This window comes from Pontibacter beigongshangensis (genome assembly GCF_014332515.1).
Lineage (GTDB): Bacteria > Bacteroidota > Bacteroidia > Cytophagales > Hymenobacteraceae > Pontibacter > Pontibacter beigongshangensis.
This window is the reverse complement of record NZ_VFSD01000010.1, coordinates 1-24,678: the sequence shown is the minus strand read 5'-3', so window position 1 is coordinate 24,678 and position 24,678 is coordinate 1. Positions and strand designations below refer to the sequence as shown.

The window sequence follows — 24,678 nt, the reverse complement described above, 5'->3', positions numbered from 1 at the left end:
AATGGTTATTTCTGATTTTTCAGGATTCCAATTTCAGGAAAAAGCAGTGACGATTGTTTATGAGATTTAGCGTGAATCAGGCAATGATCTTGCATTTAAACGACTGATTAACAGAACATTGTTATAGATTGTTTTTTTTAGCTCAAAGAGAAAAACGTTTCCAGTTTTCGCTGGAGGAGCCTTCTATTTGTTCCGGTCCTGAGTTTTGCTCAGCAGCCCGCAGCGGAGCGAGGGCAGGTTCAAATAGACAGCTCCGGAAGTGAAAACGCGGCCCTGCGGCCGAGGAGCGCATGGGAGCAGCAATGAAGCTTTTGGAGAGAGGGCACAGGATGAGCAGACTTAAGCTGTGGATACATTTACATTTCCTAAGTACACATTATAAGAATCAAAAAATAAGAATTAACAACCAGCCACCCACTCCTACTGGCGCAATTCTTGCAAACAGGAGCAGCAGCAGTGGTGGCATTAGCGCAAAGGAACTACAAGCGCAGCTTAAGTGTAACTAATACGATCAAAAGTCTGTACTTTACCGCCTGTGCGGCTACCGTTGAAATGGGTGCCACATGGTGATCTTTAGATAAAAAAAGAGTGCTTCGAAAAATTATAAACTTTGTTCTTCACGGGCTGATCCTGCCGGTTCTCAGATTTCTTAAAAAGGAATTCCATGATTTTTACCTGAGCCAGAAACCCAAGTTTACCGCCGCTTACTGGCAGCAAAAATGGACCAGCTTCAGAAATTTTGACTGGAGCAATGCCCGACCCTCCAATTTCCTGTTTCTTTTCAGGTGGGCATACAAACTGGGCCTGTTCCTGCTGGTAATTGCCTTAGCTTTTTACATGGCTATCTACATGGGCGCTCTGGGGCATATCCCTTCCCGTAAAGAACTGAAAGCCACCCAAAACAGCACCGCCTCCGAGGTTTACTCTGCCGACAAAGTACTGCTGGGCCGCTACTACCTGCAGGACCGCACCAATGTGAGTTACGACAACATAGCACCTACCGCCGTGGACGCCCTGATCGCCACCGAAGATGCCCGTTTTTACGAGCACAGCGGCATCGATCCCAGGAGCCTGGGGCGTGTGTTCGTGAAAACACTCCTGATGCAGCAAGAAAACTCCGGCGGCGGCAGCACCCTGAGTCAGCAACTGGCCAAAAACCTGTACCCCCGCAAAAAGTACAGGTTCGCAGACATGGCCGTGAACAAGATCCGGGAAATGATTATTGCCCGCAAGCTGGAGAGCGTTTACTCGAAGCAGGAGCTGCTGGAGCTGTACCTCAACACGGTACCCATGGGCGGTAACCTGTATGGCATAGAGCGGGCCTCGCGCCGCTTCTTCAACACCTCCGCCGACTCGCTTAAAACAGAGGAGGCCGCCGTGCTGATCGGCATGCTCAAAGCCACCACCTCCTACAACCCGCGCCTGGACCCAGAGCGCTCCCGCAAACGCCGCAATGTGGTGCTGAACCAGATGGCTAAATACGAATTCCTGAGCCAGCACCAGGCCGATTCGCTTAAGCAGCTGCCCCTCGCCCTCAACTACCGCTACACCACCCATAACGATGGCATAGCACCTTACTTCAGGGAGCTGCTGCGGCAGGAGCTGGTAAAGTGGGCCGCCACACAGAAGAAAAAAAATGGCGAGCCTTATAACCTCTACACCGACGGCCTGAAGATTTACACCACCATCGACGCCGGCATACAGGTGCATGCCGAGCGGTCCGTACGGAAACGCATGTCGCAGCTCCAGAAGCAGTTTGATGCGCACTGGCAAGGCCGCTCGCCCTGGGGCAATGATGTGAACGTGATCACGAACGCGCTGCACCGCTCCGACCGCTACAAAAAAATGAAGGCAGCCGGAAAGTCAGAAGAAGAGATCCGGGATGTTTTCAGGGAGCCGATCCAGATGAGCGTGTTCAGCTGGAACGGCATCAGCAAAAAGAACATGAGTCCGCTCGATTCGCTCCGGCACCACCAGAAGTTCCTGAATTCGGGGCTGCTGGCCATGGAGCCTCACACCGGCTATATCCGCGCCTGGGTGGGTGGCATAGATCATCATGTGTTCAAGTACGACCATGTGCGGGCACGGCGGCAGGTGGGTTCTACCTTTAAACCCATTGTGTATGCGGCTGCGCTGGAAAGAGGCATTGCCCCCTGCACCTTTTTCCCGAATGAGCGACAGACCTATGCAGAGCACGAAGACTGGTCGCCACGAAATGCCAACGAAGTGTATGGCGGCGAGTACTCCATGCGCGGAGCCCTGGCAAATTCTGTCAACACGGTGTCGGCGCAGCTCATTATGGAAACAGGCGTAGACCGCACCGTAGCGTTGGCCCGGCGGATGGGCATCCGGAACGAGCTGCCGGAAGTTCCTTCGCTGGCGCTGGGCACGGCCAACCTGTCGCTGCTGGAGATGGTGAGCGCCTATGCCTCCTTTGCCAGCGATGGCTACCAGGTTAGCCCGGTATACATCGACCACATCACCGACCGCTCCGGCAAAGTTCTCCGGCAGCACAAGCAGCCTAACTCCAACAGGGCCCTCTCCCGCACCAATGCCGCCGTAATGCTGCAACTGATGCAGGGCGTGGTAGAAGAAGGCAGTGCCGTACGGTTACGCTCTGAGTTTGGCTTGAAGATGGACATTGCAGGCAAAACCGGTACCACACAGGAGCAGGCTGATGGCTGGTTTATCGGCATCACGCCAAACCTGATCACGGGTGTTTGGGTAGGAGCAGAAAGCCCGAAGGTTCGTTTCCGGACACTGGAACTGGGGCAGGGCTCCAGAACGGCGCTGCCGATCTGGGGAGAGTTCACGAAACGCGTGGCACAGGACCCGGCCTATGTTGGCTATTACAACAGCCGCTTTAAACCGCTTCCGGCAGAACTGCAGGCGCGGCTGGCCTGCGAATCTTATAGGGAGGCAGCACCAGAGGAGAACTTCTTCGATCGTGTAATCGACTCTATTACCGGCAAAGTAAACCAAACCTACGAAGACTGGAAAAACCAGCGCAAAAACCGCCGGGAAGAAAGGAAACGCGAACGAAAGGAAAAGCGAAAGAAGAAGGATTGACAAGTGCTTAGCCTCTGATGCTTCTTCTTTCGCTCCTTTTAAAGGTCTCTCGGGAAGTCGCCAATTCTGCTGTAGGAGCGGTACGAGGCAATGTACTCGTTGGGGCCGAACGGATGGTTGCCGAAGCCGTTGCGCATCATGGCCACTGCCTTGGCCCAGGTTTTATCCTGGTCGCGGGAGGCGATAAGCTGCATCACCGATTGGGCAATAACCGGGATCGGCACTTCCATTTGCATGGCATCATTCACGAGCCAGTTTACCTCACCGGTGTCCTCTACGTGGCTGGGCACATGTTCAAACCCGCCTTTTTCGTTATAGGCCCTTCCCATCAGCTCTATCAGCCAGGACCGGATAACGGAGCCGTGGTTCCAATTCTCCAGGATACCCGGAATATTTAATTTGTCCCTGTATTTTTCGAGCAGGTCCACGCCTTCGCCAATGGCCTGCAGCATGCCAAACTCAATGCCGTTGTGCACGAGCTTCGTAAAATGCCCTGCAGCCGGCGGACCGGCATGCACATAGCCACCTGGCACGGCCAGGCTCTTCAGGATCGGCTCTACCCGCTCTACCGACTCCGGCTCCCCGCCCACCATAAAGCAGGCGCCATGGCGGGCACCCTCTACGCCACCGCTTGTGCCACAATCAATAAAGTTAATGCCCCGCTCCTTCAGCATCCGGTAGCGCCGCAGCGAATCGCCCCAGTAAGAATTACCGCCGTCCAGGATTATATCGCCCGGATCGAACACGGCTGCGGCTTCCTGAATAATCGCTTCTACAATAGGGCCGGCAATAACATAAATAAAGACGATGCGCGGGTGCGGCAGGCTATCCTTCAGCTCCTGAAACGACAGGCAGTTTTTGAGGCCGGCGGCCAGCAGGTCGTTGGTGGCTCCTGCGTTGTCGTAGCCATACACGCTAAATCCTTTTTCGAGCGCCTGCAGGGCCAGGTTGCCGCCCATCCGGCCTAAACCAATAATCCCGATAGTATCTCTTTCTTCCATCATATCCATTTTTATAGCTTTTGCTGTAAGGGTTATAGTCCGATCAGGAAGCTTTTGTTACAGCGCAGGAGCAGGAAGTACCTCTTCAGCAGCAGGTGCAACAGAGGCCGGACAGTCTCCGGAGGGGCTTTTTCATTTGAATAATTTAGGCTCCTCTGATAGTCTCCTCCTGCACACAACTCTGGCCAGGCTCCTGCAGCACAACTCCAGCAACTGCCTTCGCCCCAGAGTCTTTAGTTTCCCGAGCCTTCAATCAGCGTTGCCAGTGTTGCTGCACCCACTGCAGACCACTGTTATACAGCGCCATGCTGAGGTTTACTCTTTTGTTAAAATCCTGATTATCGGTAAATCCGTGCTCCGCGAAATCTCTGATCAGCCGGATGTTTTCTTCCAGTAGCAGCGGCGCTACGTTTTCATCAGACCCAGCACGGAAGTGAGCGAGGGCCTCGGTGTCAGCATCGATGGTGTGGGTGATAAAAGAACCGTCCTGCTGGCGGGCGGCACACAGAATGCCGCTGGCTTTGGCCAGAGAAGGAGCCAGGGTACCTTCCAGGCCACGTTTCAGGATAATTGCCCCTTTAAAGCCTGCCATATCGGCTAGCTTTATCATTTTTTCCATGTACGTGATATGAAAAACAGAAGTGACCAGGATGTGGGCTCCTGCCGGATTGAGGACCTTTTCGGAAGTGGCCAGAAAAGGCCGCTTAAAGATCAGGCGCCGCCGGTCTACCCACTGGTCGAGGGCTGGCGAGAGTATTTGCTGGTCCAGAACCCAGCCAAAGCGTGGAGGCTCCTGTAACAGCTGCTGAGGGGAGTTCAGAAACTCCCCTTCCAGCTGCTCATAAAGATCAAGGGCGTTTAAGGTCAGCTTCGGGCCCGATGATCTGCCCACCGTACTGATCACCCGGAAGCCATCCTGCTGAAACGCCTGCGCCAGCAAGGGCGTGATCATGTAGGAGTGCTCTACCCCATCGAACGGTTCGGCGAGTTGCAGGAGCACCTCCTGCAGCGGTGGCACCGGCTCCCGAAAGCCTGGCGTGAACGAAAGCTCTGCAGATTCTATGAGCCCCCGGTACTCCTCTTCGGTTTCGTAGCGGATGCGGAGCATGCTGGCCGCCATGCCGCGGTAGCTCTCGCCGGGCAGGTCGGAGTACAGGAACTCGCCCAACTGCCGCGCCTCTTCCAGGGTCAGGAACTCTTTTCGGAGAAGCTTGATGCCGATCTCCCGCATGTGCCCGGGTGCATCGGCGCACAGGCTGTCGTAAATGGCATCCGGCCCCGGCGCAGTACCTGCAGGTACCAGCGCCAGCAGCAGTTGCTGCTCCGGCGGTGTTGGTCCCTTTGCCATTAACGCGCCATAAAAAGCGCCATTCTGAATCGGAATTATATCGCCGGTTTTCAGGTAATCCAGAATAGTGCGCAGAAGGCTTTCCGGCAGTGGTTTGCTGCCGTGCTTCCCGATGCCGATGAGTTTTATTCCCTGTACCAGTGGGTTATCCTGGGTTGTATAGTCCTGTTGTGTCGTTTCCATAAGTTTATTTTGCACTCCTATAGCCTTACCAGCACCTCAAAAACGGCCCCTACTCGTGCGCTGCTGCCATGATTGGGTTAAAGGTTTGGAAAGGCTCTTCTCATTCAAATAATTGGTCTTTATCCTCCTTAACGTAGCGTGAGGCTCCGGTAGTTCTCCGAGATTTGGACTGCTAATAACATCCGGCTTCCTCACCATCATGCTAAGCCTCTCCAGGATTTCTGCTTCTTTTCCTTAGATGCTTTCCGCACAAGGATTAATTACCCGGTAACTAATGAAGGCTTTTGCAATCTATAGAGCAATATACCAACTTCCACTCTATAAATAGGTAACTGTTCGAAGTGGCGGATTAGCCAATGCATAAAAGCCCGTTCGCCCCTGCGATGCTCCAGGTTGAAAGTGATGAGGACCTAAAGCAGCCAAACAGGCTCTGGAGGGGCTTTTTCATTCAAATAATTTAAAGGCCACCCTCCTCCAATTCTTCTGTAGGCAATTGGCGCACCGTATGACAAGTTGGCCAGTTAATTAATGTCAATATAACATTTAAACATTGGCAAAATTTACTAACTTTGGTTAGTTAATATCAGAAACCATGACCCTAAGAGCTTACCTATCAGTCGCCTTCCTTTCTGTTGCGGCCAATTGCTTTGGCCAAACAGCGCCTGCTCTCCAATATTTTCCGCTTACAAGTGTCGCGCTGGCAGCAAGTCCTTTTTATGAGGCGCAGCAAACAGACATGGCCTACATGCTGGCACTGGACCCCGACAGGCTGCTGGCTCCCTTTCTGCAGGAGGCCGGGCTGCCAACCAAAGCCAAAAGCTACGGCAACTGGGAAAACACCGGGCTCGACGGGCACATCGGCGGGCATTATCTTTCGGCGCTTTCGCTGATGTATGCCTCCACCAAAAACGAAGCGCTGTTGCAGCGGCTCAACTACATGGTGGGTGAGCTGGCAAAGTGCCAGCAGCAGAACGGCAACGGCTATGTTGGCGGCATTCCGGGCGGCCAGCATATGTGGCAGCAAATAGCAGCCGGTAAAATAGAAGCCGACAATTTTTCACTGAACAAGAAGTGGGTGCCTTTGTACAACATCCACAAGCTGTACGCCGGGTTAGTTGATGCGTACAGAATAGCTGGCAACCAGCAGGCGCGGGAGGTGCTGGTGAAACTCTCTGACTGGTGCCTCGACCTCACCAATAACCTGACGGATGCGCAGATGCAACAGATGCTGCGCAGCGAGCACGGTGGCCTGAACGAAACATTTGCAGACGTAGCCGAAATTACCGGCGACAAAAAGTACCTGACATTGGCGGAGCGCTTCTCGCACAAGCTTATCCTGGAGCCGCTGCTGGCCCAGAAAGATGTATTGAACGGTATGCATGCCAACACCCAAATACCAAAGGTTATCGGTTATAAGCGCGTAGCAGACATGGCCAACAACAAAGCCTGGGACGAGGCAGCCGGCTTTTTCTGGAACACAGTGATAGAAAACCGCACTGTTTCGATTGGCGGGAACAGCGTGCGCGAACATTTTCACCCCACCGACAACTTTTCTTCCATGACCGAGTCGGAGCAGGGGCCGGAAACGTGCAACACCTATAATATGCTGAAGCTCAGCAAACTCCTGTTTGCCACGAACCCCGATGTCAAGTACCTGGATTATTATGAGCGGGCACTTTACAACCACATCCTTTCGTCGCAGCACCCCACTAAAGGCGGATTTGTATATTTTACCCCCATGCGCCCCCGCCACTACCGCGTTTACTCCAGCACACAGGAGGACTTCTGGTGTTGTGTGGGCTCCGGCCTCGAAAACCACGGCAAATACGGCGAACTTATTTACGCCCACAACAACCAGGATTTGTTCGTGAACCTGTTCATTCCGTCTACTCTACAATGGGAGCAACAGGGGCTGATACTACAGCAGAAGACAAACTTCCCCTTTGAAGAAGGAACGCAGTTGCAGCTGAACCTGAAGAAGGCCCGGAAGTTTGCCCTAAACCTACGCTACCCGGGTTGGGTGAAGGCCGGTGAGATGAAAGTGAAGGTTAATGGCAAAGAAGTACAGACTACCGCTGCGCCCTCTTCTTTCGTTAAAATTGAGCGCAAGTGGAAAAATAAGGATGTAGTCACGATAGAACTCCCGATGCACACTATAGCAGAGTTTCTGCCTGACGGCTCCTCCTGGGCCTCCTTTGTGCATGGCCCTATTGTGCTGGCAGGTGTTACCGATACAACAGATATTCCCGGATTATGGGGCAATGGCACCCGCATGGGGCATGTCGCCAATGGCCCCATGTACCCTATTGATAAAGCACCTGTTATTGTAGCTTCCAAACAAGATGCCGCCGCCGCACTGCAACCAATTGATAGCCAGCCACTAACTTTCACAGGTTCCGGAGCAATTTCCCCTGGCCAGTTCAAAAAAGTAAAGCTGGTGCCTTTCTTCCAGGTGCACGAAGCCCGCTACATGCTGTACTGGCCCGTGCTCACCCCGGAAGAAAAAGAGAAGCGACAGCAGAACCTGCAAAAAACGGAGCAGGAAAAACTGGCCCTCGAAGCTCAAACAATAGATCAGGTAGCAGCTGGAGAACAGCAGCCGGAATCGGACCACAACTTTAAAGGCGAAGGCACCGACATGGGTACGCATCAGGACCGCTTCTGGCGCCATGCCACCAATTGGTTCAGCTACGACTTGCGCAACAAAAACCGCGAAGCCAAAACACTCCGCATCACCTACTTCGGCCTCGACAAAGACCGCACCTTCGATATTCTGGTGAATGATGTGCCTGTAAAAACCGTGAAGCTGGATGGCTTAAAAGGCGACTCTTTTTTTGAAGAAGATTACCAACTACCGCAAAAGGTGCTGAATGCTGAAAAGCTAACGGTGAAGTTTGTAGCGCATAAAGGCTCAGTGGCCGGGGGAGTTTACCATGTGCGGTTGCTGAAGTAGTTTTTGTCTGAATCAGGATTTTCAGAATTAGAGAATAAGCAGAATTTTTCTCTCGGCTCAACTATTCTGTAAATTCTGATTCTGACAGCCTACCTACCCCTTCAGCTCCCGCATCACTTCCTTGATCCCAGTCAAACCTTCCGAGATGTTCTCCAATTGCGTGAGCACCTGCCCTACCTGGTTGTTGTCGCCGAAGCCTTTTAGTTTTTGGTTGCGCACGAAAGTAGCTTTAATGTTCTCCCAGCGCTGCGTCTCCGTTTCGCTGGCAATTCCGATGAGTTGCTTAAATTTAAGTATGTTGGCCTCGGCTCCCGACGTCAGTGTTTGCGACTCGGCTTCGTAGTGCGATAAGAGGAGCGTCTGTAGTTCCTGCGCATTCATGATCGGCACTACCTTCTCGGCCAGCTTGTTCATATTACGGTAAGAGCCCTGCAGCTTGAAGGCAGGCTCTGTGCGGTATTCCTCCTGCTGTGCTGCCGACCGGATATATTCCATGTTCACCTTCAGAATTACGTCCTGGATCTTCAGCAGCTTTTGCAGCACCTGCACATACTCGTTCAGCTCGGCAGGCGAATGGTTGCCTTCAAACTCCAACCCTTCGCTGTGGCCGGTCTGGGCCAGCTGCAGCACCGCAAACACATCTTTGTGGCTCTTTGCCGCCAGCTTTGCCAGGATAGCGTTAGAGGTTAAGGCATTCTCGATGTAGCTGAGTTTAAAGGCTTCTTCCGTGTCGCCAATGATATCCCCTAAGTTGTAGATATCGGCGCGGTTGGCGAGCATGTCCGGGATGCGGAATTTCTCGCCTGTTTCAGTGTAAGGGTTTCCGGCCATAACCACGCATACTTTGCGGCCCCGGAAGTCGTAGGTTTTGCTGCGGCCTTTGTAGACGCCCTCTATCTTGCGCTGTGCATCGCAGAGCGAGATGAACTTTTGCAGCAGCTCCGGGTTGCAGTGCTGAATGTCGTCGAGGTAGATCATTACGTTGTCGCCCATCTCAAACGACAGGTTCAGCTTCTCCAGCTCCTCACGGGCAGCAGCATTGGGAGCCTCCGTAGGATCAAGTGCCGTGACATGGTGGCCAATGGCGGGTCCGTTTATCTTCATAAAAATGAGACCCAGGCGGTTCGCAATGTACTCCATAATAGTAGTCTTACCATAGCCCGGCGGCGAAAGCAGGAGCAGCATGCCCATCAGGTCGGTGCGCTTGGCCTCTCCTGCCGTACCCATCTGCTTTGCCAGGTTGGCTCCAATCAGTGGCAGGTACACCTGGTCTATCAGCCGGTTGCGGACAAATGATGACAGCACCCGTGGCTTGAACTCCTGCAGGCGCAACTCCTCCTCAAACCGGTGGTTCAGCTGCTTCTTTAGCTCTGTAAAAGCTACAAATGCTTTGGCTGTGGTAGCGGTATACTGCCGCATCTTCTCCATAAAGCTGTAATACTGCAACTCATAGGTCTGTTGCTGCAGCAGCGCATGCGTACCCAGCATCGGGTGCAGCTTTGCCTCCAGGACCGTATGCACCACCTGCTGCTGGTGATGACTGTTGGTAAATAGCAGCACCGTTGCCTCTGTTACATAAGTTGATTTATTATGTAAATTAGAATGCGTGATGAAGGCTTTGAGCCAGTGCTGAATCAGCTCGAACCGTTGCACCGGGTTATCTGCCAAGGCTTTTACTGATGCCTCAAAAGCCGCTGTTACTTTATGTTCTGCCAGATACTGCTTAAAACGCTCGTACAGCTCTGCGGCCTGATGGTCTATGATAAACTGGTTGCCTCGCGTTAATTCATAGAACAGGTAATCGCCTGCCTCCCCTGCCACTGCTTCTAGACAAAGCCTTGACTCTTTCTGAAAAAGCGCTACCTCCGCGCGAAGCTCCTCCTTAATGGCATCAAACTCATGTGTATCGGGGAAGACCTGCAAGATGGCACCCACTCCTTTCAGCTGGTGGTGCAGCCTGTTTTTGCGCGCCTCCGGGGCGAACACCCGCCAGTACAATTGCGCACAGGCACGGGCGGCAGACGGATATCGGAGTAAATCAGCTGTTTTGATAAACTGAATTAAGGCAGCCAGAATAAGAGCCGCATCATGGTCGTGCACGCCTTTGAGGTAGCCTTCGCTGAAACGCACGGCCATAAACTGGCTCACATAGGCCACCAGCTCCGCTTCGGTCAGCCTGTGCAGCTCATCTAAAGTGAGAGCAGTCTGCTTTTCTTCGGATGCATTTTGCTGCCGCTTTTTATCCTGCGCCAACTCCAGTATTTTATAGGCCAGGTATTCGGCACGGTACACCTGGCTGTTTTCTGATACCAGCGTTTGCTCCCACACCGATTTGTAGCTCTCAAATGTAGCGTCGGTTACGCGTTCGAAAAAGCTGGTGCCGGTGAGGTGGTAGAACATGGCCTCGTTGCGGTGCACCATGCTCAACTCCAGCGGCTGATTATTTACCGTAAACTGGTGCTTGCCCAACCGTATGATGTTGGCACCGTCGGAGAACAGCTCCTGTTTATCCTTCAGCTGCCGAACAGTGTCTTCGCGCAGGGTTTTCAGGCGGCTCTGTATAGCATCGGCTTTTACTGTGTCTCCGAGTGAAAGCAGCTCCTCCACCGTGTTTCGCACCTTCTCTACCATCAGGTCGGAGGCGAAATAGCCGTTTATTTCGGTGACGCTGCCGAGCTTGCTTATGCGGTTCTGGATTGCCTTCAGCATCCGGTCTGCTGCCTGCTGCAGGCTGTTGGCGCGCTTGTTCCGGCTCTCCTGCAGCCCTACCTTCCTAGACTCAAAAGCACTGTAAACCTCCTCACGCTTAGTAGCGATCTGCTCCAGAAACTCCTCGAAGTCCGGGAATTTTCCTTCCAGCTCTTCCAGCTGCTCCATGAGCTTGGCCAGGTACTCCTCGCATTTCTCCGGCGTGTCGCATACATCCAGGTAGTTGATTACGCTCTGGCTGATGAGCTTGATTTGCGAACTGAACGCCGCTTTCCCCTCCAGGCTCAGCAGCTCCTTGCGCCTGCGCCTGAGTGCTGCTTTGGTTTGGTTAAAGGTGGCGTAGATGGCCGAAATGGCATCGATGATGCGGGTGGTCTGGGTAGCGTCTTCGATCCGGAGGTTACTCACCACATCGATCAGCATCTCCAGTTCCGTTGCAATAGCCGCTATTTCTTTGTCGATGGCATCGGCTTCTATCACCTTGGCCACGGCCTCTATGGCTGCGTTCAGGTGCTGCACCTTCTGCTCGTAGGGGTGCAGCGCATCGGGCTTGAGCAGGAACGTAACGGTGGCATTGGCCATGTTCTGCGTAAAATCCTGCAGCTGCGCCTCATACGCCTCCACCTTCATCAGGTCTACATAGCGCAGGTCCCGCAGCGACACCACTTCCCCCCGGATCGTGCGCAGTTCCGCCAGGTATCCTACATAATCATTTATGTGCTCAGCCTTCTGAAACTTCAGCTGGTGCAGCAGCGCATCGGCTTTTCCGAGCACCTGCTCTAGCTGCTGCTTTGTATTTTTCCTGATGTTCGTTACTTTTTCGAACTCCTCTACTGCCGCCGTTGCTGTTTGCCGGATAGCCGCCAGTGGAGCTGCCAGGTTGTAGGTTTCGGTGCGGGTCAGCCAATGGTAGGAATCCAGCACATCGGTCGTCTTCTTGATCAGGTCGAGGTACAGGTTTTCGTACGAGTCTTCTTTCTGCAGCAGAGCCAGCACCTCGTTGCTTTCGGCCATAGCCCCTACAATATCCTTGTTCCCGATCTTGTACAGGTAGGACTCCTGCGTTACCGGAATTATAAAGTTCGGCCCGATGTAAGGTGTTTGCCAGATCTGGATGGCATGGTTCTTCTGCGGCTCCTCGTCGGCCCGGAAGTAGCAGAGTTCTCCGTTTTCAAAAACCGCGTAGCCGTGGCAAACAATCGGGGTTTCAATTTTCTGCGTTATGAGGTTGTAAGAGAGCAGCAGGTATAGCCCCTGCTCCTTGTTATAAAACACATACAGGAAATCTTCGCCGTTGGGCGAAGCGATACGCTTTTCAAACAACATATCCTGCAGGTTGTTGTCGAACTCCTTAAACTCTCCTGTCTGCAGGTAATAGCCGTAGGCGTACATAATGCCCTGCCCCTCTGGCAGTAGCACACAGCTATGCGCCAGCGCATCGATGCGCCGGGCCTCCTTCAATTTGCCGTTGTAAACAATGTAGCGGTAGTTGTTCTCGCGGTAAGGCCGAATTTTCAGGATGATGATGTTGCCGATGATGGCGTAGTAGATTTCGGAGTCGTCGAGCGTTTGGTCTTTGTCTTCTACTTCTTCTGCATAAATGCCCTGACCGGTATCGGTGTTGTCTTCTACTTTAATGGTGAGGTCGCCACCAGTGGTCTCCACAAACACTTTGTCTTCTATGGAAACATGCGGAAACCTCCCCTTCCGCTGCGACTCCCGAAGCGTGCGCTTCCAGGCAAAATCGTGCTGGCTGGGGTACACAAACTCGTGGTCGCTGCGGTTGTCAAGGTAGGTGATGGTATCGCCCTGCAGGAGCCACTTAAATGTTTTGATGTCGTTGAGGCCTTTGCCCACCCGGAACACCATGAACAGGTGCGTGCCCAGTACAGCAAATTTTACGAAATGCGTATTTTTGTAGTACTTGTAAAGCTTCTTGAAGTCCTCAACAAATTGTGCATTTCCCAGCGGTTCCAGCGGCTGCTGGTGAAAGGAATGCCCTTCATACGTGTACACTCCAAACACATCCGACAGCTCCGCCTCCGACTTCAGTCCAAGATGTACATTGTACCCGAAGAGCATGCTATAACCAACGGGCACCATGTCCATCGGCACACAGTTATTTTCAGTAGTAACACGCTCTGTGGTTATCAGCGCCGTTTCAATGGCCCCAAACACGGCCTTCCGCTCCTGGTTCAGTTGCTCCAACAGTTCCCGCAGTTCGCTCCCGTTCTTCTGCAGGCGGTTGCGCAGTATTTCGTAAGTACCACCCTCCAGCTGCACCGCTTCTGCTGCCTTTGGTTTTGGGGTGGTTATATTGTTGTCTTCCATGTAAAGGAAATTTCTTTACTCGAATTATTTGAATGAAAACAGCCTTCCAGAGGTGCTAGAGGACGCTGCTCTTGGATAGAAGTCTGGTAATAGATTTTTGTTTGAATCAGGATTTTGCTGGAACGAAAGCTAATTCTCCCCTTGAGGGGAGTTAGAGGGGTGTTCACTCTTGTTGAAAAACTTATTGCCTGCTCTTCTGTTGATTCTCCTCTAGCCACTGATAAATTTCATTTACCACAAACCTCATATTCTTCTTGACATCTAAATCATCAACGCGTAGAAATTGAATACCATATTGCTCAAGTTCTGTTTGTCGATTAATATCATAACTTACCTTATACTCATGGCTGCTACCGTCAACCTCAATGGCAAGCTTAGCTCATGGCAGTAGAAATCAACTATAAAATTCAGCAAAGGTACTTGCCGATGAAATTGATATCCTAAAAGCTGCTTATTCCTGATCTCTTGCCAAAGAAGCACCTCTGAAAGGGTACTATTTTTTCGCAGTTCTCTGGCTTTAACTTTAAGGTCACTACGATACGGTATAATTTGATTTCGATTCGGCATTTAGGAACTGTTAACACCCGTCTAACTCCCCTCAAGGGGAGAATTTTGTTTTTTACATTACTGCGTAAGTTCAGCTTCATAGTACGATGTAAAACTTTATTAGCAGACTCAAAATTACCACTTGAGAAGAGCATTAATTGAAGGAGTAATTCTTACAGTATCAATTCAACGAAATAAAAGGCTTATCCGCAATACCCATGGCGGTGGCCGTGGTGGTCAGTTGCTTCAGGGTGTTGAGGGTGCTATCGTCAGCGCTGTGCTGCATCATTTTCAGGAGCAGGGCCGAAACGCTTAGATTCCGTACATCATCGGAAGTCATGCCGAACTGGTTCACAAACTTCTGCAGATTTGTTTTGAAATCAATGTTGCCATCGCCATTTACCTGGAAGAAGGCATCTTTCACGGTACCTAACACATTGCTGTTGCCTACCAGCCTGTCTACCTGCTTGCCTTTGGTAATAGAACCAACAATCTGGTCGAAGAACATGGTTTCGCCACCTACAATGTCTATTTTGGCTGCTTTCAGGGCTTCGGAAATTACTCCGGCCTGGGCAGCAGCTATGTCTTTCTGAATGTTGATCTGCGCCAGCTCAATCGATTTGTCTTTGTCGAGACGCAGCTTGAACTCTTCGTGCTCCTTGCCTACGCCGTCGAGCTTGCGCATGGCCTCGGCTTTCTCTTCTATGCCTTTGGCATCTACCGTGAATTTCTCGCCTAGTACGCGTGCCTCTGCCAGCCCTTTCTTCTCGTCGGCTGCGGCTTTGTTTTCGATCACGGTGGCATCGGCAAGACCTTGTTCTTTGGTTACTTTAGCGGCTACCAGACCAAGTTTTTCATCTGCTTCGGCCTGTGCTTCGGCTTTGGCGCGGGTGGCTTTGGCCTGGGCAATGGCCTGCAGTTCCAGCACCACCGCTTCGGCTTCGCCTTCTTTTTGTTTCGCCTGGGCTTTGGCTTCCATTACGTGCGCCTCAGACAAACCGAGCGCGGCGGCCTGTGCGGCCTCGGCTTCTGCCAGTACTTTAATAGCCTGGGCCCTGTTGTTGGCGCTTGCCTGCTCTGCCTCTGCATCGATGAGCATCTGCTTGGCACGGAACTCAGCGGCATTTCGGGCCGCCTCGGCGCTCTTAATCTCTTTCACCAACGACTGTTCTGCCTCTTTCTCTGCATTGGTAATGGCTACCGATTTTTCCCGCTCTGCTTCGGCAAAAGCTTTGGTGTCTTTAATTTTCTCTTCTTCTTCCACCACGGCTTTCTCCACTGTTACACGCTCGCGGATAATGCCTTGTATATTTTTGCGCTCCTCTTCTATGGCTTTTTCTTTCTCGATCTGCGCCAGCGCCACAATTCGCTCGCGTTCATTCACTTCGAGCATACGGGCCTGCTCCACGCGCTCTGTCTCGATGGCATCGGTGCGTTGCTTGCTGCGCTCAGCCACCAAAATCTGGCGATCTTTGTTCTGCTCGGCAATTTTCACTTCCTCATCCGTAATGATTCGCGCTTTCTCCGCCTTGAGTCGCTCCTCGTGCCGCACTTTCTCCATCTCAGCATACTCTCTGCTTTTGATGTTGGCTATTTCGCGTTTCTGCTTTTCTTCGTTTTCGGCCAGTTGCTTTTCCAGTTCCAGAATGGTTTCCTGGGCCTCTACGTCCTGCTTCTTAATGGTTTTCTGCTTCTCGCGCTCAATCAGGTTGGCCTGCACTTTTTGCCTGGCCGTGAGGTCGATGATCTTCTTGATGCCTTCTGCATCGAGGATGTTGTTTTCGTTCAGGTGGGTGAGCGGTGTCTGCTCCAGGTAGTCGATAGCGCAGTCGTCGAGCACGTAGCCGTTGAGGTCGGTACCGATGGTTTGCAGGATCTGACGCTTAAACTCCTCGCGGCTCTGGTAGAGGTCCACAAAATCGAAATGCTTGCCGACTGTTTTCAGGGCCTCCGAGAATTTGGCATCGAACAGGCTTTCCAGCGCGGAGTGGTCGGAGGCGCGCTTACAGCCGATGGACTGGGCCACCTGTATCACGTCTTCCGGTGTTTTGTTTACGCGCAGAAAGAAATTCACTTTTATATCTGCCCGCAGGTTGTCTTTACAAATCAACCCTTCAGCTCCTGTTCTGGATATGACTATGGTCTTGAGCGTGATGTCCATAACCTCCATTTTATGGATGACCGGCACAATAAAAATACCCGAGAACGACACTTTCGTGTCACCCAGGCCGGTACGCACCAGCGCTTCGCCCTGAATGGCTTTCTGGTACATCTTAATAACAAAGGCAATCAGGCCAAGGAGGGTCACCGCCAGCAAAATAGCGACAGACCAGGATAACTGTTCAATCATGTTTAATTGGTTTGGTAAGGTTCTATCAAATAATATTTACTTTGTTCGTTGTATTCCAGCACGACAGCAGTATCGCCTTTGCGGAGGCTTTGACCCTCCGGTGTTTTCACATTCAGCAGCAGCAGCCCATCGGCCGATTTTATGGTGGCCTGCCCCAGCTCGTGGGCATTTGCCGCAATAATTACAGTGCATATTTGCCCGATAATAGTGGCCGTGGAGAGATGCTCTTTTTCGAGTGCATCAAAGAGTTTAATAAAGGGTGTAGTCAGTATTTTAGATACAAACAGGCTCGCGAAAAAAGCAGGCACCAGGAGCAGCAGTGCCAGCAACCCGGACGAATTATCCAGGTAGTGGTTTGCCAGGACAGACATGACCCACAAAGGCAGCACCAGAAAAGTGAGAAACAACATGAACGGGATGCGCCCCAGGTTAAAGAAAGCGAGTGCTGAGTTGAGCCAGCTAACGGCAGACACGCTCTCAGCTGATGTGCTGAACTCCTTCTCCACCTCCATGTCGAAAAACTGGAGATCGAGCAGGCCAAAAATAACCGCGAACCAGTAGAGCATCACAAATACCAGCAAGGCGGTAGGAATGAGATTGACGCTGGAAAATGCAGCCTCTAACAATTCAGACATTTGATATAAACTTAAATAAACAATCTCCTTTAAATTCTACAGCAACCGCTACTTGATTACTACTTTTTGGCTCCGGCCTCAGCAGGCGCAATTATTCCAATGAAAATGCCCTTCCGGAGGCATGTTGCCTTCCGCTTGCCCTGCTCCTCTTAGTGAAGAAACACCGGATTTAGGGAACGCTCACTGCTGCCAGAAACGAAACTTCCTATGGCATAAAACCTGGCATGGTCTTCCACAGCTAAACTTTTGCACCTGAGCCACAGCCTGTGTTAGCCTTGTAATTATTTGTCCGGTGGCTTGCAGGGAATACCTAACAAAAGAGCCACGCCGATAATTTCCGGGTTATTTACTGGAAACCAGTTGCTTCCATTTATGAATCTGATCTCAGGATCGGCATACACGGTTTTACAGGACTATCAAGCAGACAGCATTGTACGTGATAACCCCCAGGACAGGGAGTGGTGCAAAGAAAGAAGGCGCGAAAATGGTTGTGTATTTTTCTGTATAATATTAGGTGTTTTTTTATAATTCTCAAATTTAAACAAACAAAAGCAGGAAATATTTTTACTTTTCTATACGGGTTGCCCAACTGCCAGCCCCTGCCACAGACATGAATTATTCTAATCAAAACAGCCCTCCAGAGAACTATTTAAAATGCTGGCCCTTCCATTTAGTTAAGAGTTTTCTAAGCTTGCATTGGCAGTTCATTTTCAAATCTTCACATCTCCAAATCTTCAAATTGAAAAATCAGCACATTAATCCATAAGCACATTAAAGCAAACACCAATTATTCTAATGAAAAGGGCCCTCCGGAGCAAAAGCTGCTACTGCTACTCTATACCCATATTTTAGCACCCAGTGTGGCGCCTCAAAATTATCCGGACGGAAAAAGCAGAAATATAATTTTATTTTTTTCACAAGGCTAATCATGTGCTAATCATAAAAAACACGGGCAGGCTTATAAGACTACGCTTACCGGGCTTTTACATCCTCTCACATTAGGCAGGCAGCAGTTCACAACAATTCACCATCTGATTCTATCCCTGATTCACCTCCTGTTATAACAGGAATTCGGTCTGTGCTGGCTCATCCCATCCTTCCCGGCTTGTCTTTTTGTCATAACTAACCTTACGGCCTCCCGTAAAAAATTGCAGGGTGAACGACGTCAAAATATTAACCCTATATAAGAATATGTACATATTTTGAGCGACATGAATAAGAATAATGATAATAAATTAAAATCCGAGTTTGAGCAGAAACTCCAGGGGAGAACGCATCAAACCCAACATCTGGCCAATTTGTCACGCCCTGATGCTGCGCCTGATCTTACAAGAAACCAGGAACCGGAGCAGGTAAGAATCCAGCGGAAAACAGATGACCTGGATGATAATCAGGAAAGAACAATCCCGATTGTGGAAGAGCATGTGGAGATTGGCAAAAGAGTAGTCGAAACCGCCGATGTGTACATTTCCAAGAGTGTGCACGAAGACCATGTTACCGTTGATCTGCCTACTACCAGAGAGCATGTAGACATAGAGCGTGTGCCCATCAACCAATATGTAGAGGCCCCGCCGGCAGCAGTACGCTACGAAGGCGATAAAATGATAATTCCTGTGTTGCGGGAAGAACTGGTGGTCGTGAAAAAGCTCTTCGTGGTAGAAGAACTTCACATCACCAAAAAAAGAGAAACCACACACGAATCCGAAGAGGTAACGCTTCAGAAAGAGGAGCTGCACGTGAACCGGGTCGATAAAAGTGTCCCACGCCCTTAGGGGCAGCAGGGCTTTAACTAAATGTTTAACTAAAATCTGATTAAATTATGTCACAGACAGTAATAGGAATATTCGAAAAAGGTATAGACGCACAAATGGCCGCTCAACGTTTGGAGAGCAATAACATTCAGCCAAGTGCCATAGATATATTGCATAACGACACCGACAGCAGCCGACCAGCTTCTATACCAGGTGGTGCTGCAGGTATTGCACCAGGTGCCACTGCTACTTCAAACACGCCTCACCATACCAGCGACAAATCGAGCAGTGTGAGCAATTTTTTCAACAACCTCTTCGATGATAAAGATGAGGCCCGAAAATACACTACCGCCGCCCGCCAAAGCTGGATCGTAACCGTGCACGCCGACTCTAAGCAAGACGCAGATCGCGCGGCCGAAACCTTAGACAGCTGCGGCGCAGTGGATGTGGAAGAGCGTAGCAGAAGAGTTGGCGACAGGGGTATAAGCGATAACCCGACCGCCCATACCGGTCCTTCAGGTGCACATACAAGTACCACTAACCGCGATTTTCAGCGGGGCGACACGTCTATTCCGATTGTGGAGGAGAAGATGAACATAGGCAAACGCACTGAAGAAACAGGCGGCGTGAAGCTGCGCAGCAGAATTCTGGAACGCCCGGTGGAGGAAAAACTGAGGCTGCGCGAAGAGCATATTTTTGTGGAGCGTAACCCCGTAAACCGCCCTGCCACCGAAGCCGACCTGAAGAACTTTAAAGAAGGGGAAACGCGCATAACCGAACATGCCGAGGTTCCGATCGTGAACAAGGAAGCCCGGGTGGTAGAAGAAGTGAAGATCGGCAAGAAAACCGAAACACGTGAAGAAACAGTAAGAGGCACCGAGCGCAGAACGGACGTTGATGTAGATAAGATCGATGCCAACCGTAACAGAGACATTGATCGGGACAGAGACATAGACCGGGATCCGGGAAGACCAGGAAACCCGGGTATACGCTAAGAACAGATAGACTTGATAAACCATAAAAAGAAGAGGGAGCCGGATTTTCGGCTCCCTCTTCTTTTTATGGTATTTGTACGACAAGGCCCTCTCCTGCTGCCAAAATCTTAATACAACAGCCAACATTTTCATGGAATTTTCATCTCCTGGTGCCGGCAATTATAAAAACCATATTCTTTCTGCTTCAGGGTCTTTGACTTTACCTGCGTTCAACTTACCTTCGGGTCAGAGAAAATAGTCAGATGCTTTTTCAGGTGCCTTATGTTAGAACCGATCAACCGGACAGGCTTACGCACCTCCAATAGCGCTGGCGCTTCCCGCATTTCAATTTAAACAACAGTAATTACTAACCGGCCTGCTGCCGACCATCATAGTTTACAGCTGTTGCCGGGTACTATACATGAACTCAGAAAAACTGCAGCAACTTTCCCGCCAATTAGAGGGAGAGTTTTATTTCGATAGCACCATGCGTACCCTGTACGCCACCGATGCCTCCGCCTACCGGGAAATGCCGTTGGCCGTCGCCTTCCCGAAATCAGTTGCCGACATAAAAACCCTTATTGCTTTTGCCCGCCGCGAAGGCACTTCGCTTATTCCGCGCACCGCCGGCACCTCGCTGGCCGGGCAGGTAGTGGGCAGTGGCATTGTGGTAGATGTATCGCGCACCTTTACGGAAATACTGGAAGTTAACGCCGAAGAAGGATGGGTTCGGGTACAGCCGGGTGTGATCCGCGATGAACTGAACATGTTCCTGAAGCCGTACGGATTGTACTTCGGCCCGGAAACCTCCACAGCCAACCGGGCCATGATCGGGGGCATGGTGGGCAACAACTCCTGCGGCTCCAACTCGGTGGTGTACGGCAGCGCCCGGGAGCACCTGCTGTCGGTAAAGGCGATTCTGAGCGATGGCACCGAAGCTGAGTTCGGGCAACTCAGCCTGCCGGAGTTTGAGGCCAAATGCCGTGGCGAAAATACCTCCGGCGAACTGGAGACCCGTATTTACCAGGCCATCAGAGCCATGCTGTCGCATGAGCAGACGCAGGAGAACATCCGGCGCGAGTTTCCGAAGCCCAGCATCCAGCGCCGCAACACGGGCTATGCCATCGATCTGCTGCTGGAGACGGAGCCATTCACCGAAGGCAAAGAGCCGTTTAACTTCTGTAAGCTGATAGCCGGCTCAGAGGGCACGCTTGCTTTTCTGACTGAGATAAAACTGCACGTAGATCCGCTTCCCCCCAAAGAAACCGGGCTCCTTTGCATCCATTGCCACAGCGTGGACGAGTCGTTGCGGGCAAACCTGGTGGCCTTGCGCTACAAGCCAACCGCCAGCGAGCTTATGGACCATTATGTGCTGGAGTGCACCAAAACAAATATTGAGCAGAGCCAGAACCGCTTTTTTGTGCAGGGCGATCCGGGAGCTATTCTGGTTGTAGAGCTGTCGAGCGATTCGCGCGAGGAAATAGACCAACGGGCAGCAGCCCTGGTGCAGGAACTGCAGGAAAATAACCTTGGCTACCATTACCCGCTCGTATTCGGCCCGGACACCAAAAAGGTATGGACGCTCCGGAAAGCTGGCCTTGGCCTGCTGTCTAACGTGCCGGGCGATGCCAAACCCGTAGCGGTAATTGAAGACACTGCCGTAGATGTAAACGACCTGCCGGAGTTTATCCGGGAGTTTAACCTGACGCTGGAGCAGTACAACCTGTACTGTGTGCATTATGCCCACGCCGGTTCCGGCGAATTGCACCTGCGCCCCATCATCAACCTGAAAACCGAAGAAGGCAACAAGCTTTTCCGGACTATTGCCGAAGAAATTGCCACCCTGGTAAAAAAATACAGAGGCTCCCTGAGCGGTGAGCACGGCGACGGCCGACTGCGCGGCGAGTTTATTCCGTTTATGATCGGGGAAGAGAACTACAGGCTGCTCGAAGAGGTGAAACGGGTATGGGACCCGAGCGACATCTTCAACCCGGGCAAGATCGTGAACACGCCATCCATGAACACCTCGCTCCGCTACACGCCGGGGCAGGAAACGCCGGATTTCGATACCGTGTTCAAATTCAGGCAGCAGGACGGGGTGCTGCGGGCGGCCGAGCTTTGCAATGGCTCCGGCGACTGCCGTAAAACGCACCTGACCGGCGGCACCATGTGCCCGAGCTACATGGTGACACGTAATGAGAAGGACACCACCCGTGGCCGCGCCAACGTGATGCGCGAGTTCCTGACAAATTCCCCAAAGGCCAACCGCTTCGACCACGAGGAGATAAAAGAGGCCATGGACTTGTGCCTCTCCTGCAAAGGCTGCAAATCGGAGTGCCCTTCTAACGTAGATGTGGCCAAGCTTAAGGCCGAGTTCCTGCAGCACTACTACGATGCCAACGGCGTGCCGTTGCGCACCCGCATGGTGGGTAGCTTCACTAACCTCAACAAGCTGGCGGCACTGGCTCCGGGCATGTACAACTTCCTGTTCAAGAACACGGCCACGGCGGGCATCGCTAAGAAAATGATGGGCTTCGCTCCGAAGCGTACCATTCCCCTGCTGCAGGAAACCACCCTGCGCAGCTGGTTCAAAAAGCACAAGCGCCAGGCAGGCAACCGGCCAAAAGCCAAAAAGAAAGTATACCTGTTCTGCGATGAGTTCACCAACTTCAACGACACACACATTGGCAAAACCGCCGTGCTGCTGCTCGAGAAACTGGGATACGAGGTAGAAATTCCGAAGCACGAAGAAAGCGGCCGCACCTTTATGTCGAAAGGATTGCTGCGCGATGCCAAGAAGATAGCACAGCAGAATGTGGCGCTTTTAAAAGACGTGATCACGAGCGAGACGCCGCTGGTAGGCATTGAGCCATCTGCCATTCTTTCATTCCGGGACGAGTACCTGGACTTGGTGGAGAAAGATCAGTTGGAAGACGCCAAATCACTTTCTATCAATTGCCTGCAGTTCGATGAGTTTATTGCCCGCGAAATCATTAACAAGCGGATTGAGAAAGACATTTTTAAAGAGGAGCAGAAGCTGATAAAGCTACACGGGCATTGCCACCAAAAGGCGCTCTCGTCGGTTGTTTATACGCAGCAGATGCTCACGCTGCCTGCCAACTACAAGGTAGAAGTTATTCCGTCGGGCTGCTGCGGTATGGCCGGCTCTTTTGGGTACGAGGCCGAGCACTACGATGTGTCGATGCAGGTGGGCGAGTTGGTTTTATTCCCGACGGTGCGGCAACAGCCAGAGGAAGTAATAATTGCAGCTCCCGGCACTAGCTGCCGCCACCAGATTCACGACGGCACCGGCCGCAAAGCGCTGCACCCGATAGAAGTGCTCTATAATGCGCTGCGCTAGGCAGCAGTAGCAGTGGCAACAGGGTTGTCCTGCAATTATTCAGATGAAAAAGCCCTTCCAGACAAGTCTCCGGAAGGGCTTTTTCATCTGAATAATTGACTGGTTTGGAGGAAGAAGAATGGCTTGGCGCTATTACCCCTACAGACTCATCTCCAGAATTTTCTCAACATCTTCTACCTGTATGTCTGCGCGCTCGCCCAGGTTGCGGACGCCTCTTTTCTGGAAGCGTTCTACAATGGCGGTAATGGTCTCGCGATCCACCTCGTAGTCATGCAGGGTGGTGGGCACATCGAGGGAGTTGAAGAATCGTGCAGTGGCCTGAATAGCGGCCTCTATGCGTTCCGTTTCGGTTCCCTCCGTAATGTTCCAGATGCGGGCGCCGTATTGCAGGAGCTTCTCTTTCTTGGTTTCGCGCTTGTAGCGCAGCACCGAGGGCAGCACGATGGCCAGGGTACGGGCATGGTCGATGCCGTGCAGGGCGGTAAGCTCGTGGCCGATCATGTGCGTGGCCCAGTCGGTGGGGACGCCGGCGCTGAGCAGGCCGTTAAGCGCCATGGTAGCCGACCACATCACATTGCTCATTGCTTCGTAGTCGCTTGGGTTTTGCAGCACCTTCGGTCCTTCCTCGATCAGGGTCAGCAGGATACCTTCGGCCATGCGGTCCTGCAGGGGCGCGTTTACCGGGTAGGTCATGTACTGCTCCATCACATGCGAGAAGGCATCGACAATACCGTTGCTGATCTGACGCGGCGGCAGCGAGAAAGTCGTTTCCGGGTCGAGCACCGAAAATTTAGGGAAGGTAAACGGACTGCCAAACGTAAGCTTCTCTTTGGTGGCAGCTTTGGTGATCACGGCGCCGGAGTTCATTTCGGAGCCGGTAGCTGGCAGCGTCAGCACCGCGCCAAACGGAACGGCGGCCTTTACTTTTACAGCGGCTTTCTCTGCCAGGAACCGCCAGGGATCGCCTTCCTCAAACTTCAGAGCGGCCGCGATAAACTTGGTGCCATCCAGCACGGAGCCCCCACCTACCGAAAGTATAAAATCTATGTTTTCCTTTTTGCCCAGCTCCACGGCACGCATCAGGGTCTCGTAGTGCGGGTTTGGCTCTATTCCTCCAAATTCAAAAACGGTATGGTCTTTTAAGGCTGCCATCACCTGGTCGTATACGCCATTCTTCCTGATGCTGCCCCCGCCGTAGGTCATGAGCACCCGGGCGCCTGCCGGCACCTCTTTCGCTACCTCGGCAATAGTTCCTTTTCCGAAAATGATCTTTACTGGGTTATAGAATTTAAAATTGTTCATGTTGCTTCTCCTTTAATACAAACTGTTCTATCTATTAGCGGAAATACAGCCCGAAAGGTTCGGCGCTGGCAAGGAATGAAAAGTCTATGATGTATCAACCTGCGACTGAAGATCAAATTATCCGAATGAAAATGGCCTTCCGGATGGCCTCGGCGCTAAAACAGC

11 protein-coding genes and 1 pseudogene are annotated in these 24,678 nt (G+C 51.8%); 5 read left to right on the top strand and 7 right to left on the bottom strand.

What is annotated here, in order from left to right:
* Positions 1-588 precede the first annotated feature (588 nt).
* Positions 589-3,069, top strand: a complete 2,481-nt coding sequence (locus tag FJM74_RS09765; RefSeq protein ID WP_187262420.1) for a penicillin-binding protein 1A — start codon at positions 589-591, stop codon at positions 3,067-3,069.
* A gap of 38 nt (positions 3,070-3,107) precedes the next feature.
* On the opposite strand, the gene gnd is transcribed toward FJM74_RS09765, so the two are convergent.
* Both gnd and FJM74_RS09755 read right to left on the bottom strand, forming a co-directional pair.
* Entirely contained in the window at positions 3,108-4,073 is a 966-nt protein-coding gene (gene gnd / locus FJM74_RS09760) for a phosphogluconate dehydrogenase (NAD(+)-dependent, decarboxylating) (protein ID WP_187262419.1), read from the bottom strand.
* Positions 4,074-4,323: 250 nt separating this feature from the next.
* Positions 4,324-5,601 (bottom strand): anthranilate phosphoribosyltransferase, encoded by a 1,278-nt coding sequence (locus FJM74_RS09755; RefSeq protein ID WP_187262418.1) that lies wholly within the window; start codon positions 5,599-5,601, stop codon positions 4,324-4,326.
* A gap of 592 nt (positions 5,602-6,193) precedes the next feature.
* Here FJM74_RS09755 and FJM74_RS09750 point away from each other — a divergent pair.
* A complete protein-coding gene (locus FJM74_RS09750; RefSeq protein ID WP_187262417.1) occupies positions 6,194-8,554 on the top strand; it encodes a glycoside hydrolase family 127 protein in 2,361 nt (786 codons plus the stop codon).
* Positions 8,555-8,647: 93 nt separating this feature from the next.
* On the opposite strand, the gene FJM74_RS09745 is transcribed toward FJM74_RS09750, so the two are convergent.
* The 4 genes and pseudogenes from FJM74_RS09745 to FJM74_RS09730 all read right to left on the bottom strand — a co-directional run bounded on the left by FJM74_RS09745 (position 8,648) and on the right by FJM74_RS09730 (position 17,125).
* Complete coding sequence (locus FJM74_RS09745) at positions 8,648-13,594, bottom strand: DNA repair ATPase (protein ID WP_187262416.1); 4,947 nt, start codon at positions 13,592-13,594, stop codon at positions 8,648-8,650.
* Positions 13,595-13,775: 181 nt separating this feature from the next.
* A pseudogene (locus FJM74_RS09740) lies at positions 13,776-14,161 on the bottom strand (endonuclease domain-containing protein).
* A gap of 160 nt (positions 14,162-14,321) precedes the next feature.
* Positions 14,322-16,490 carry a flotillin family protein gene (locus tag FJM74_RS09735; RefSeq protein ID WP_187262415.1) on the bottom strand — a complete coding sequence of 723 codons (2,169 nt, stop codon included), beginning with the start codon at positions 16,488-16,490 and terminating at the stop codon, positions 14,322-14,324.
* A 2-nt stretch (positions 16,491-16,492) separates the two neighbouring features.
* A complete protein-coding gene (locus FJM74_RS09730) occupies positions 16,493-17,125 on the bottom strand; it encodes an OB-fold-containig protein (RefSeq protein WP_187262414.1) in 633 nt (210 codons plus the stop codon).
* 1,211 nt (positions 17,126-18,336) lie between these two features.
* On the opposite strand from FJM74_RS09730, the gene FJM74_RS09725 reads away from it, so the two are divergent.
* The 3 genes from FJM74_RS09725 to FJM74_RS09715 all read left to right on the top strand — a co-directional run bounded on the left by FJM74_RS09725 (position 18,337) and on the right by FJM74_RS09715 (position 23,211).
* On the top strand, positions 18,337-18,897 hold the full coding sequence (locus FJM74_RS09725) for a YsnF/AvaK domain-containing protein (RefSeq protein WP_187262413.1): 561 nt from the start codon (positions 18,337-18,339) through the stop codon (positions 18,895-18,897).
* A gap of 47 nt (positions 18,898-18,944) precedes the next feature.
* Positions 18,945-19,871, top strand: coding sequence for a YsnF/AvaK domain-containing protein (locus FJM74_RS09720; protein ID WP_194349976.1), 927 nt, complete (start codon positions 18,945-18,947; stop codon positions 19,869-19,871).
* Between the two features lie 400 nt (positions 19,872-20,271).
* Positions 20,272-23,211: an FAD-binding and (Fe-S)-binding domain-containing protein gene (locus tag FJM74_RS09715; RefSeq protein WP_187262412.1), complete on the top strand. Its 2,940-nt coding sequence runs from the start codon at positions 20,272-20,274 to the stop codon at positions 23,209-23,211.
* A gap of 138 nt (positions 23,212-23,349) precedes the next feature.
* On the opposite strand, the gene FJM74_RS09710 is transcribed toward FJM74_RS09715, so the two are convergent.
* The gene (locus FJM74_RS09710) at positions 23,350-24,513 is read right to left on the bottom strand and encodes an iron-containing alcohol dehydrogenase (RefSeq protein WP_187262411.1); all 1,164 of its coding nucleotides are present in this window, start codon (positions 24,511-24,513) and stop codon (positions 23,350-23,352) included.
* Positions 24,514-24,678: the final 165 nt, after the last annotated feature.